At 68.1% G+C, this 12,957-nt stretch carries 8 protein-coding genes; 5 read left to right on the top strand and 3 right to left on the bottom strand.

Annotation, left to right across the window (positions count from 1 at the left end):
* The first annotated feature begins 98 nt into the window (after positions 1 to 98).
* Positions 99 to 1,799 (top strand): hypothetical protein, encoded by a 1,701-nt coding sequence (locus tag VK92_RS38210; RefSeq protein ID WP_048024372.1) that lies wholly within the window; start codon positions 99 to 101, stop codon positions 1,797 to 1,799.
* An 88-nt stretch (positions 1,800 to 1,887) separates the two neighbouring features.
* Here the strand turns inward: VK92_RS38210 and VK92_RS38205 are convergent, their stop codons facing one another.
* Together VK92_RS38205 and VK92_RS38200 are read right to left on the bottom strand one after the other, a co-directional pair.
* Complete coding sequence (locus tag VK92_RS38205; RefSeq protein ID WP_231600625.1) at positions 1,888 to 2,148, bottom strand: hypothetical protein; 261 nt, start codon at positions 2,146 to 2,148, stop codon at positions 1,888 to 1,890.
* Between the two features lie 63 nt (positions 2,149 to 2,211).
* Positions 2,212 to 3,144 carry a LysR family transcriptional regulator gene (locus tag VK92_RS38200; RefSeq protein ID WP_048024376.1) on the bottom strand — a complete coding sequence of 311 codons (933 nt, stop codon included), beginning with the start codon at positions 3,142 to 3,144 and terminating at the stop codon, positions 2,212 to 2,214.
* A gap of 205 nt (positions 3,145 to 3,349) precedes the next feature.
* Between VK92_RS38200 and VK92_RS38195 the strand changes: the two genes are divergently transcribed.
* The 4 genes from VK92_RS38195 (at position 3,350) to pdeR (ending at position 11,871) form a co-directional block, all read left to right on the top strand.
* The gene (locus tag VK92_RS38195; protein ID WP_021161673.1) at positions 3,350 to 4,123 is read left to right on the top strand and encodes a putative hydro-lyase; all 774 of its coding nucleotides are present in this window, start codon (positions 3,350 to 3,352) and stop codon (positions 4,121 to 4,123) included.
* Positions 4,124 to 4,225: 102 nt separating this feature from the next.
* Positions 4,226 to 5,524, top strand: a complete 1,299-nt coding sequence (locus VK92_RS38190) for an MFS transporter (protein ID WP_048024378.1) — start codon at positions 4,226 to 4,228, stop codon at positions 5,522 to 5,524.
* Between the two features lie 121 nt (positions 5,525 to 5,645).
* Positions 5,646 to 9,293 (top strand): hydantoinase B/oxoprolinase family protein, encoded by a 3,648-nt coding sequence (locus tag VK92_RS38185; protein ID WP_048024382.1) that lies wholly within the window; start codon positions 5,646 to 5,648, stop codon positions 9,291 to 9,293.
* A gap of 574 nt (positions 9,294 to 9,867) precedes the next feature.
* Positions 9,868 to 11,871 carry a cyclic di-GMP phosphodiesterase gene (gene pdeR, locus VK92_RS38180; RefSeq protein WP_048024380.1) on the top strand — a complete coding sequence of 668 codons (2,004 nt, stop codon included), beginning with the start codon at positions 9,868 to 9,870 and terminating at the stop codon, positions 11,869 to 11,871.
* Between the two features lie 45 nt (positions 11,872 to 11,916).
* On the opposite strand, the gene VK92_RS38175 is transcribed toward pdeR, so the two are convergent.
* Positions 11,917 to 12,780: a crotonase/enoyl-CoA hydratase family protein gene (locus tag VK92_RS38175; protein ID WP_021161677.1), complete on the bottom strand. Its 864-nt coding sequence runs from the start codon at positions 12,778 to 12,780 to the stop codon at positions 11,917 to 11,919.
* Positions 12,781 to 12,957 lie beyond the last annotated feature (177 nt).

Below are 12,957 nucleotides of genomic sequence, written 5' to 3'. Positions count from 1 at the left end.
CTGATTAATTTCGCAACAGCTTCTAAGGTGGCGGGGCTTCACGTCGTCAGTCTGTCCACCCACAACGTCCTCACTCGATGTCGTACGGAGCCTTGTCCATGCCGAATTTCGCCTTGTCAGCGAAGCGCCGCCGCGCGCTGCGCGATCGTACCGTTCCTGTCGTCGCACTGACGCTGATTGCCGCGAGCATCGGCGCGCAGGCCGCCCCGCAAGACAACGACGGCGACAGCCGTTTTGCGCCGGGTTTCGTGCCGGGCTTCCTGGTGCTCAGCCGCAGCGTGTACGACAACGTGTCGGGCAACGTCCAGCCCGGCGCGATCCTGCCGCCGAACTGCGCGAAGACCACCGGCGGTTGCGGCACGGCTGGCGGCGCGCCGAACGACGGCACCTATCCGTACGTGTGGAACAACGACCGCTACGACGGCAGCTTCGGCATCACGTCGCGCATCTTCCTCGACCAGATCACGCCGGCCGGCGGCGTCGTCAGCACGCTCGAAGTGCCGAACAGCCTGCAGAAAGGCTTCGCGCACGACCAGATGGTGACGAGCTTCAGCTCGAAGTCGGAACTCGGGCTGCACCTGTCCCTCGACGGCAGCTATCTGACGTTCATGGGTTACGTCGCACCCGTCAACGCGATCGACGTGTCGAACTCGAACACGCCGCTTGCCGTCGATACGACGAACCCGGACGGTCAGAACTTCTATCGCGCGATCGCGCGCGTCGATCGCCACGGGCACTTCCGCTTCACCGAGACGAATGCGTACAGCGGCAACAACGGCCGCGCGGCGATCCTGAACAATCGCGACGGCCGCGAGGTTTACTACACGTCGGGCAACGCCGGCAACGGCTCGAACCCGCAGCCGGCCAACGTGATCCTCGGCGCGGGCGCGCAGTTCATCGACGGCGCGAAGCATCACGAAGCGCAGCAGGATCCGGGCGTGCCGACGCCGCTCGCGAGCTTCTCGGTCACGGAACTCGGCGCGAAGGCCGACAAGATCGGCAAGGACGACAACTTCCGCGGCATCGCGGTGCACGACAACGTCGTGTACTACACGAAGGGCAGCGGCGGTAACGGCGTGAACACCGTGTACTTCGTCGATACGACCGGCACCGCATGTCCGTCGGGCGTCGGCGTGCCGTCGCCGAAGGCCGTGCTGCCGACGGCGCCGCTCGCGTACAACGCGGCCACGCTGCAGACGGCCGGCCTGCCGAACAACATGTGCGTGCTGGCCGGTTTCCCGGCCACGCCGAACAAGACCGCGACGACGCTTGCTTACCCGTTCGGGATCTGGTTCGCCGATGCGAACACGCTCTATGTCGCGGATGAAGGCGACGGCTACACGGGCGGCGCGGACCTGTACGCGCATGCGGCCGCGCAGACGACGGCGGGCCTGCAGAAGTGGGTCTATGACGCGGGCGCGAAGCAGTGGAAGCTCGCCTACACGCTGCAGAACGGGTTGAACCTCGGTCAGCCGTATTCGGTCGCCGGCTACCCGGCGGGCAACAATCCGGCGACGGGCCTGCCGTGGGCACCGGCGACGGCCGGCCTGCGCAACCTGACGGGCCGCGTCGAACGCGACGGTACGGTGACGATCTGGGCGGTGACGTCGACGGTCAGCGGCAACGGCGACGTCGGAGCCGATCCGAACCGGCTGGTTGCCGTGCGTGACGTGCTGAAGAACACGAGCGCGACGACCGCCGCACACGAGCAGTTCGCCGTGCTGCGGACTGCGAAGTTTGCGGAAGTGTTGCGGGGTATCGAGTTCGCGCCGGGTACGGAGCGGGGCTGGTCGCACTGAGGCAGGTGATGCCCGGCTGATGTCGGATGAAAGGGGCGCGGTCATGTGTTTTCGTGGCAGCGCCCTGCAACTTTGTCGTGGCGCGGGTTCAGTCGATGTGGTGCGCTTCGCCGTCTTTCGGCTTCGCCGGTGCCGCGCGCTCCCGGATCGGGAACGTCGCGTTCCGGGCCGACGTCTGCGCGTCGATGACCTTGCGGTGATCGACGCCAGGCAGGTCGAGCAGCCGGTCGATCGCCGCTTTCGCGCCTTCGGCGTCCTGCGGGAACCCGCACGCGAACCGCCTGTTCATATCGAACAGGATCCACCAGACGTCCGATACGGACGGCCACTGATCGCTGGTTTCGATCACGATCGCGGCGATGTCGAATGCGCGCCGGGTGCCGGGCCTCGCCACCCGCCGGCCCGAGCCGCATCAAAGCGCTTCGACCAGCAGGCGCTTGCTCTTCTCGCAATACTCATGACACGCGACCCGCGCCGCAATCGACGCGCCGTGCACGAACCTCGGCGCATCCGCCCGCCGCGACATCGACACGACGATCGACGGCGGTGACGGCTGCAGCGGCAGCTCGACGACTTCGCCGCTCTCGATCAGCGCATCGACGAACAGCACCGGAATCGCCGCGACGCCGAAACCGTCGCGCACGAGCTGAACGATCACGGAGATGGAAGGCGACCCGGTGATGCGCGTGTCCGACAGCGGCACGCCGTGCGCATGCGCAAGGGTACGGACGATATCCTCGAGCGCGCGGTGGGGCGCCGTACCGCGCCCATACGTGAGAATCGGCTGGCGCAACACCTGCCTCGCGAGGCCCGAGCGCGTATTCGGCAGCAGCCCCGCCCGCGCGATCCAGCGCACCGGATAGTTCGCGAGCGCGTCGCACACGACCGACGCTTCGTCGCTGCCTTCCACGCGGATGATCAGGTCGAGCTCGCCGGCCATCAGCCGGCGCTGCAGCACGACGCTGACGTCGACGGTCAGGTCGATTTCCAGCTGCGGATAGTCGGCCGCCAGCCGCCGCATGTAGTGCGGCAGCCAGCTGTGCACGACGGTCTCGATCACGCCGAGCCGCAGCTTCCCGCGCAGCGCACTTTCGCCGGACGCGGCGGCCAGCAGTTCCTGCGTCGCCTCGACCACGGCTTTCGCGTAGCCGAGCAGGTATTCGCCGTTCGGCGTGAGCCGGAACTCGCGGCTGTCGCGGTCGACGAGTACCGTCTGCAATTCGTCCTCGAGCGCCTTCAGGCGCTGCGAGATCGCGGCCGGCGTCGCATGCAGCGCGGCGGCCGTCGTGCGGAAGTTGCGCAACTTCGCGAGCGTGACGAAGGTTTCGAGAAAACGCGTGTTCATGGCGGTCGGACGGAGCGTGGATGCGCACTTTGCCGGTGAGGAAAAGTGAACGGAGCCGGGGAAAACCCGAAGATCTGTTAAGAAATTCTATACACGCAGCGCAAAAAAACTCGTTGGCGACAAAATTTTTTCTTTTCTATTCTTCGCCGTATCCGATGACACGGCATCGTCATCCCGACGACACACCGACAAGCGACAGAACCTCATGACGCCTTCCGAATTCCGCCAGTCCGTGCGCCGCGGCGCATTCCGCGGCCCGACCGCGGGCCATTGCGGTCCGTACGCGCAAGCGAACCTCGCGATCCTGCCCGATGCGTACGCGCACGATTTCCTGCGCTTCTGCCAGGCGAACCCGAAAGCCTGCCCGCTGCTGGGTGTCGGCGAACCGGGCGCGTTCCGGGTCGACGCGCTCGGCGAGGATCTCGACATCCGCACCGACGTGCCGAGCTACAACGTCTACCGCGACGGCCGCCTGACCGAGCGCGTCGAATCGCTGGAAGCGCTGTGGCGCGACGATTTCGTCGTGTTCGCGATCGGCTGCTCGTTCTCGTTCGAGGACATGCTGGCCCGTGAAGGGATCGGCCTGCGCCACGTCGAGGAGGGGCGCAACGTGCCGATGTACCGCACGTCGATCCCGAACCGCCGGGCGGGCATCTTCGGTGGCCAGCTCGTCGTGTCGATGCGGCCGATGCGCGGCGCCGACGCGATCCGCGCGGTGCAGGTCACGAGCCGGTTTCCGGGCGTGCACGGCGCGCCGATCCATCTCGGCGATCCGCGCGAACTGGGCATCGCCGACCTGAACGCGCCCGAATTCGGCGACGCGGTGACGATCCGCGACGGCGAGCTGCCGGTGTTCTGGGCGTGCGGCGTGACGCCGCAAACCGCGCTGATGGACGCGAAGCTGCCGATCGCGATCGCGCACACGCCCGGCCACATGCTGATGACCGACATCACGAACGCGTCGCTGGCCGTATTCTGATCCGGGGCGACGACGGCCCGCACCACATATCGCACGACATACCGCACCACATACCGCACGCACGACCGCCGTTTGACGGCGCATCACGACAGGAGCATCACCATGGAAAGCAAGACCCTCGCGGCGAGCGCCGCGGAGCCCGCGAGCCCCGAGCGCAACGGCCTGTTCTCGTGGTACGGCGACGCGCAGCTGCGCGAGCGCCGCGCGTTCTGGAGCTGCAAGGTCGGCTACATGCTCGACGGGATGGACACGCAGATGCTGTCGTTCGTGATCCCGACGCTCGTCGCGACCTGGGGCATCTCGTTCGCGGATGCGGGCTTCATCGGCACGGTCACGCTGCTCGCGTCGGCGGCCGGCGGCTGGATCGCCGGCATCCTGTCCGACCGGATCGGCCGCGTGCGCACACTGCAGCTCACGGTGCTGTGGTTCGCCGTGTTCACCGCGTTGTGCGGGCTCGCGCAGAACTACCATCAGCTGCTCGCCGCGCGCGCGCTGATGGGCTTCGGCTTCGGCGGCGAATGGACGGCCGGCGCCGTGCTGATCGGCGAAGTGATCCGCGCGCGCGACCGCGGCAAGGCGGTCGGCCTCGTGCAGTCGGGCTGGGCGATCGGCTGGGGGCTGTGCGCGCTGCTGTATGCGCTGCTGTTCTCGGTGCTGCCCGCCGAGCAGGCGTGGCGCGCGCTGTTCCTCGTCGGGCTCGCACCGGCACTGCTGGTCGTCGCGATCCGCCGCTACGTGAAGGAGCCGGACGTCTACGAGAAGGAGAAGGCCGCGCAGGCGAAAGTGGCCGACGCGCCGCGCCTCACCGAGATCTTCGCGCCGAAGCTGATCACGACGACGCTGCGCGCGGCGCTGCTGACGACCGGTGCGCAGGGCGGCTACTACGCGATCACGACGTGGCTGCCGACCTTCCTGAAGACCGAGCGCCACCTCACGGTGATGGGCACCGGCGGTTATCTGGCGATGATCATCTTCGGCTCGTGGGTCGGCTACCTGACGAGCGCGTACCTGACCGACCGCCTCGGCCGCAAGCCGAACTTCATCCTGTTCGCGCTCGGCTCGATGGTGATCGCGTTCGCGTACACGTCGCTGAACCTGACCAACGCGTCGATGCTGTGGCTCGGTTTCCCGCTCGGCTTCTTCGCATCGGGCATCTTCTCGGGGATGGGCGCATTCCTCACCGAATTGTTCCCGACGCGCGTGCGCGGCTCCGGCCAGGGCTTCTGCTACAACGTGGGCCGCGCGATCGGTGCGCTGTTCCCGTTCCTGATCGGCGCGCTGTCGAAGCAATACGGGCTCGGCATGAGCATCGGCATCTTCGCGGTCGCCGCATACGGCGTGGTGATCGTCGCCGCGCTGACGCTGCCCGAGACACGCGGCCGCGAACTCGACGCCGCCTGAACCGGCGGGGCGGTCCGCCCCGCGTTGTCCTCCCCCTTTCATCGCCCCCGTGACATGGCGCGCCGCGCGCGCCGTGCGGCGGCGCTCGTCCCTCGATTTCACGACGCATCGACCCGACATCATGACTGACCGACACAACATCCCAGTTTCTTCCGACGCCGCGCGCTGGCAATTCTGGATCGACCGCGGCGGCACGTTCACCGACATCGTCGCGCGCCGGCCCGACGGCACGCTCGTCACGCACAAGCTGCTGTCGGAGAACCCCGAGCAGTATCGCGACGCGGCCGTGGCCGGGATTCGCCACCTGCTGGGCCTCGCGGCCGGCGAGCCGATCACGCCCGAGCGCGTCGACATGGTGAAGATGGGCACGACGGTCGCGACCAACGCGCTGCTCGAACGCAAGGGCGAACGCACCGCGCTCGCGACGACGCGCGGCTTTCGCGACGTGCTGCGCATCGCGTACCAGAACCGGCCGCGCCTGTTCGATCTCGACATCGTGCTGCCCGACGCGCTGTACGAAACCGTCGTCGAGATCGACGAGCGCGTCGGCGCGCACGGCGACGTCGTCGTGCCGCTCGACGCGGAGCAGGCCGAAGCGTCGCTGCGCCGCGTGTACGACTCGGGCGTGCGCGCGCTCGCGATCGTGCTGATCCACGGCTATCGCTACACCGCGCACGAACGCGCGCTGGCCGCGCTGGCGCGCCGGATCGGCTTCACGCAGGTATCGGTGTCGCACGAGGTGTCGCCGCTGATGAAGATGGTGTCGCGCGGCGACACGACCGTCGTCGACGCGTACCTGTCGCCGATCCTGCGTCGTTATGTCGAGCAGGTCGCGCACGAGATGCCGGGCGTGAACCTGCAGTTCATGCAGAGCAGCGGCGGCCTCACGCGTGCCGATGCGTTCCAGGGCAAGGACGCGATCCTGTCGGGCCCGGCCGGCGGCATCGTCGGGATGGTGCGCGCCGCGCAGGCGGCCGGCTTCGAGCGCGTGATCGGCTTCGACATGGGCGGCACGTCGACGGACGTGTCGCATTACCACGGCGAGTTCGAGCGCGTGTTCGAGACGCAGGTGGCCGGCGTGCGGATGCGCGCGCCGATGATGAGCATCCACACGGTGGCCGCCGGCGGCGGCTCGGTGCTCGGCTTCGACGGCGCGCGGCTGCGCGTCGGGCCCGAGTCGGCCGGCGCGAACCCGGGGCCGGCCGCGTACCGGCGCGGCGGCCCGCTGACGGTGACCGACTGCAACGTGATGCTCGGCAAGATCCAGCCCGATCATTTCCCGCGCGTGTTCGGCCCGCACGCGGACGAACCGCTCGACCGCGACGGCGTGGTCGCGAAGTTCGCCGCGCTCGCCGACGAGATCCACGCGGCGACCGGGCGGCGCGAGACGCCCGAGGCGCTCGCCGAAGGTTTCCTGGAAATCGCGATCGGCAGCATGGCGAACGCGATCAAGAAGATCTCGGTGCAGCGCGGCCACGACGTGTCGCGCTACGTGCTGACGACGTTCGGCGGCGCGGGCGGCCAGCATGCGTGCGGCGTGGCCGACGCGCTCGGGATGACGCAGGTGTTCGCGCACCCGCTCGCGGGCGTGCTGTCCGCATACGGGATGGGCCTCGCCGACCAGACCGCGATGCGCGAGCGGGCGGTCGAGGCGGTGTTGTCCGACGCGTCGCTGCCGGCGCTGAACGCGGCGCTCGACCGGCTGGCCGACGAGGCCGTCGGCGCGTTGCTCGAACAGGGCGTGCCGCAGGCGCGGATCGCGATCGAGCGCCGCGTGCACCTGCGCTACCAGGGCACCGATTCGACGCTCGACGTGCCGGCCGGCAGCGTCGCCGCGATGCAGCAGGCATTCGAGGCCGCGTACCGGCAGCGCTACGCGTTCCTGATGCCCGGCACGCCGCTGGTGGCCGAACTCGCGTCGGTCGAGGCGATCGGCCGCTCCGACGCGCCGGTGGAGATCGCCCCGCTCGCGCCGCGCGGCGACGGCAGCGACTCTGACGTACTGCGCGCGCATTCCACGGTGCGCTTTTATTCCGGCGGCCAATGGCACGACGCGGCGCTCTACGTGCGCGACACGCTGCTGGCCGGCGACGCGATCGACGGCCCGGCGATCGTCGCGGAACAGAACGGCACGACCGTCGTCGAGCCCGGCTGGCGCGCGCAGATGACCGCGCAGGGCAACCTCGTGCTGACACGTACGACGCCGCTGCCGACGCGCCGCTCGCTCGGCACCGACGCCGACCCGGTGCGGCTCGAGATCTTCAACAACCTGTTCATGTCGATCGCCGAGCAGATGGGGCTGCGGCTGCAGAACACCGCGTACTCGGTGAACATCAAGGAGCGGCTCGACTTCTCGTGCGCGATCTTCGACGGCGACGGCAACCTGATCGCGAACGCGCCGCACATGCCGGTGCACCTGGGCTCGATGGGCGAGAGCATCCGCACGGTGATCGAGCGCAACCGCGGCCGCATGCGCGACGGCGACGTGTTCATGCTGAACGATCCGTATCACGGCGGCACGCACCTGCCGGACGTGACCGTCATCACGCCGGTGTTCGCGGACGGTTCGGACGCGCCGCTGTTCTACGTCGGCTCGCGCGGCCACCACGCGGACATCGGCGGCACGACACCGGGCTCGATGCCGCCCGATTCGACGCATATCGACGAGGAAGGCGTGCTGATCGACAACTGGCAGCTTGTGTCGGCCGGCACGCTGCGCGATGCGGAAACCCGCGCGCTGCTCGCGTCGGGCCGCTACCCGGCGCGCAACGTCGAGCAGAACATGGCCGACCTGCGCGCGCAGGTCGCCGCGAACCAGAAGGGCGTCGACGAGCTGCGCCGGATGGTCGCGCAGTTCGGCCGCGACGTCGTGCTCGCGTTCATGGGGCACGTGCAGGACAACGCGGAAGAAGCGGTGCGGCGCGTGATCGGCGCGCTGCAGGACGGCGCGTACCGCTACCCGCTCGACAACGGCGCGGAGATTCGCGTCGCGATCCGCGTCGACCGGGCTGCGCGGCGCGCGGAAATCGACTTCACGGGCACGTCCGCGCAGCTCGACAACAACTTCAACGCGCCGAAGGCCGTGTGCATGGCCGCCGTGCTGTACGTGTTCCGCACGCTGGTCGGCGACGACATCCCGTTGAATGCCGGCTGCCTGAAGCCGCTCACGGTGATCGTGCCGGCCCGTTCGATGCTGAATCCCGAGTATCCGGCGGCGGTCGTGTCGGGCAACGTCGAGACGTCGTCGGCCATCACCAACGCGCTGTACGGCGCGCTCGGCTGCGTTGCGTCGAGCCAGGGAACGATGAATAACTTCACATTCGGCAACGATCGCTACCAGTACTACGAGACGATTGCGGGCGGCAGCGGTGCCGGCGACGGCTTCGCGGGCGTCGGCGCGGTGCAGACGCACATGACGAACTCGCGGCTCACCGATCCGGAGGTGCTGGAATGGCGCTACCCGGTGCGGCTCGATTCGCACCGGATCCGCGCTGGGTCGGGCGGCGGCGGCCGCTGGCGCGGCGGCGACGGCGCGGTGCGGCGGATCCGCTTCCTCGAGCCGATGACCGCGTCGATCCTGTCGAACAACCGGATCCACGCGCCGTTCGGCGCGGCGGGCGGCGAGGCCGGCGCCCTCGGCCGCAACTCGATCGAGCGCGCGGACGGCACGGTCGAGGCGCTCGAGCATATCGGCCGTGCGCAGATGGCGCCGGGCGACGTGTTCGTCGTCGAAACCCCGGGCGGCGGCGGATACGGCGCGGCGGGCTGAGCCGGGCGACCGGCGTGGGCGACCGGCGCGGGCCCCCGCGCCGGCGCGCGGATAACATTGCAACGGACTGTGGAATAAAGCCGTGCATTAATGCCCGAACGGAATCAAAAAATACGGAAAACCGGGTCGCAGGAACGCGATCCGACCCTGTCGCCACGATCCCGCCGCAGCGTTGCCGCCGTACCCCGGAATCGACCGCAAACGCCCGCCCGGCGGGGCGTTCAGCCTGTCGCGCCAGGCGCGTTGCGCACCGCCGCACCCGCGTTCAGACGGGCTGCCAATCATGAAAAATCCGGCTTGCCAATCGAGTCCCAATTCCTTGACACTCTGCTCTAAATGTGAGTGCCATTCTCGATCGTCATTTGATAAGATGGCTCTCATCATTCGTTAGGCACAACCTGCGCGCATCACGCGCGAACGCCGGGTCGCATTAGCTGGAAACAAGTACGGGACGAGGCCCATCATCACGGCAACCACGGTTGCCTTTCCGGGAGCGCGCTGCGCGGCCCGGAGGGGCGGTCGGCCGACTCGCCTCCGTCTACACTGTGCGTTTTTTCTGGATCGGGGCGTCTCCATGGATGACGAAAACGATAGCGCGGTGCTCGAGGCGCACGTCGGTACGCGCAGCCCCTGCTGGCGTCTCGGCAGCGACAGCAATGCACTTGAACTGGCGGCCGTCCGCGGCCTGACCAACGTCGCCGTCGCGCTGACGGCCGAACAGGCCGCGAGCATCCGCGCGCTGACTGGCGTCACGTCGCACCTCGTGCTCGACATCGCGCTGTACGGCGAACCGGTCAGGCTCCACCTCGTCGGCCGGAAGGTCGACACGACCAACTGGGCTGGCACGGCCTCCGCCTATTCCGATGCCGAGTCCGTCGCGGTCGATCTCGCGCACGGGCTCGCGTTCGCCGAGCAGGTCGTGTCGGAGGTGAACTCGCTCGTCGTGATCCTCGACCGCAACGGGATGGTGCAGCGCTTCAACCGCCTGTGCGAGGAAGTGACGGGCAAGCGCGAGGTCGACGTGATCGGCCGCAGCGCGTTCGAGCTGTTCATGAGCCCGGAGCAGGGCGCGCAGTCGCGCAGCAACATCACCGGCTTTTTCGCGAGCAACCACTCGTTCGCGGTCGAGCGCTACATCAATACGGTCAACGGGCCGCGCCTGTTCCAGTTCCGCAACAAGTTCGTCCAGAGCGGCAGCGGGGTCGACGAGCAGTTCCTGATCTGCTCGGGCATCGACATCACCGAGGAGCGCAGCGCGCAGCAGCGGCTCACCGAACTCGCGAACACCGACGTGCTCACCGGGCTGCCGAACCGCCATGCGATCAGCGAGCGCATCCACGCGGCGATCGCCGCCGAAACCGCCGCGACGCGCGGTCAGGTCGGCATCCTGTTCCTCGATCTCGACAACTTCAAGCGCGTCAACGATCACTACGGGCACATCACCGGCGACCGGCTGCTGCAGGACGTGTCGGCGATCATCAGCGGCTGCCTGCCGTCCGGCGCGACGCTCGCGCGGCTCGGCGGCGACGAATTCCTCGTGCTGTTCGAGCACGGCACGCGGCCGCTGCTCGAAGCGACCGCGCAGATCATCCTCGAGCGGCTGCGCACGCCGATCCATCTCGGGCTGATGGAGGTCTACACGAGCTGCTCGATCGGCATCGCGATGCATCCGCAGCACGGCGACTCGCTCGAGACGCTGATCCGCAGCGCGGATACCGCGATGTACGTCGCGAAGGAAGAGGGCAAGCATACGTACCGCGTGTTCTCGCTGGAGATGAACCAGAAGGTCGCGAAGTACATGTGGCTCGACACGAACCTGCGCAAGGCGCTCGAAGAGGAGCAGTTCGTGCTGCACTACCAGCCGGTCGTCGATATCGCGACCGGCGACGTGCATGGCGTCGAGGCGCTGATCCGCTGGCAGTCGCCCGATCGCGGGCTCGTCGCGCCGATCGAATTCATCCGCTTCGCGGAGGAGTCGGGCCTGATCGCGCCGCTCGGGCGCTGGGTGATGCGCACCGCGGCCGCGCAGGCCGCCGCGTGGAAGGCGAAGGGGCTCGGTATCCGGATCGCGGTGAACGTGTCCGCGCGGCAGTTGCAGGACATGAACATCGTGCACCAGATGGCGTCGATCCTCGACGCCGCGGGCCTGAAGCCCGGCCTGCTCGACATCGAGCTGACCGAGAGCTGCTTCATCGAGGACGAGGAGGCGGCCAACGGGCTGATGCGCCAGTTCCGCCAGCTCGGCGCGGAGATCCATCTCGACGATTTCGGCACCGGTTATTCGTCGCTGTCGCAGTTGTCGCGCCTGCCGCTCGACGCGATCAAGCTCGACCGCACCTTCATCACGGCCATCGACCGCAATCCGCGCTCGCAGGCGCTGGTGCGCTCGGTCGTGTCGCTCGCGAAGGCGCTGAATTTCGCGGTGATCGCCGAAGGTGTCGAAACGCATGCGGAAGCCGAGTTCCTCAAGCAGCTCGACGTCGATCACGCGCAGGGCTACTACTACGCGCGCCCGATGCCGGCACAGGCGTTCGAGGCGTGGCTCGCGGAAACGAGAAAGCTCAGGCTGATCGCCTGAGCGCCGTTCATGAAAGGGCGCCGCCCGCAGGCGGCGCCCGTCGCACTACACCGTGCGCAGCTTCGACACGCGCCGGTTCTGCAGCATCACGAGGCGTTCCATGTACGCGAGATCCTTCGGCTCGATCGTGAACGCCGCATGCACCCATGCTTCCGTGATGTCCATCAGCTCGGAGCGCGACAGCTGGAACACCCGCTCGCGTGCCCGCAGCATCGCGCGCACGCCGTTCAGCTTCGGCTTCGTCACGTCGATGAAGGTACGCGTCGCGAGATACGCGTCACCCGCGTCGAACGTCTGGTCGATCAGGCCGCGATCCTCATACCACTCCGATGCGTGCGCTTCGCCGGTCGCGATCAGTTGCTCCGCGAGGCCCCGATCGGCCTTGCGCGCGACGAGCGAATAGCCGCCCATGCCCGGGAACAGGTTGAACGCGATCTCGGGGAACCCGAGCTTCACGCCCTTCTGCGCGAGCACGTAGTGATGCGCGAGCGCGGCCTCGAAGCCGCCGCCGAGCGCGCTGCCCTCGACCATCGCGATCGAGATCGCCCCGGTGCCGAAGCCCGTGTAGATCTCGTACACGCCGTCGATGCACGAGCGCGCGTAGGCCATTAGCAGGTCGCGCTTGCCGCTGCGGATCGCATCGACGAAGAAGCTCAGGTCGCCGCCGACGTTGAACAGCTCGGGGACGAGCGAGCCCGTCACCCAGAAGTCGAACGGCAGGCCCGAGTCGCGTGCGACGCGTGCGAGATGGATGATGTCGGTAACGAGTTGCTGGTTGAAGCACGGCCGCGGCTCCGATCGCAGCATCATCCACATGACATTACGTCCTTCTTCGTAAAAGGCAGTCAGTTGCGTGAGTTCGCCGGCTTCGTAAAACGGGCGGCACGCGGGATGGGATTGGAGTTGCATGGTATGTCCTCGAGAGATGTGGTTTTTGAAGACCGTCGCGCCCGGTGCCGAGCGGGAGACGGGTTCCCGCAGGGCGCCGGGCGCGAGGCATCGCCATTGTTGCGCGCGCACAAAAGTCGAATTGCGGGGAACAACGCACGAACGGGGCGCAGGTGCCGGTCGCGCCGGGGCGTGGGG

This window comes from Burkholderia sp. LK4, from assembly GCF_001043615.1.
In the GTDB taxonomy this organism is placed as follows: Bacteria; Pseudomonadota; Gammaproteobacteria; order Burkholderiales; family Burkholderiaceae; genus Burkholderia; species Burkholderia cepacia.
Note: the sequence above shows the minus strand (reverse complement) of the source record. Positions and strands in the feature narration are given on the sequence as shown.

Coding starts and splice junctions, on each gene's coding strand:
- VK92_RS38185 (WP_048024382.1), top strand. CDS start 5,646: ATGACTGACCGACACAACATCCCAGTTTCTTCCGACGCCGCGCGCTGG.
- VK92_RS38200 (WP_048024376.1), bottom strand. CDS start 3,144: ATGAACACGCGTTTTCTCGAAACCTTCGTCACGCTCGCGAAGTTGCGC.
- VK92_RS38175 (WP_021161677.1), bottom strand. CDS start 12,780: ATGCAACTCCAATCCCATCCCGCGTGCCGCCCGTTTTACGAAGCCGGC.
- pdeR (WP_048024380.1), top strand. CDS start 9,868: ATGGATGACGAAAACGATAGCGCGGTGCTCGAGGCGCACGTCGGTACG.
- VK92_RS38195 (WP_021161673.1), top strand. CDS start 3,350: ATGACGCCTTCCGAATTCCGCCAGTCCGTGCGCCGCGGCGCATTCCGC.
- VK92_RS38190 (WP_048024378.1), top strand. CDS start 4,226: ATGGAAAGCAAGACCCTCGCGGCGAGCGCCGCGGAGCCCGCGAGCCCC.
- VK92_RS38210 (WP_048024372.1), top strand. CDS start 99: ATGCCGAATTTCGCCTTGTCAGCGAAGCGCCGCCGCGCGCTGCGCGAT.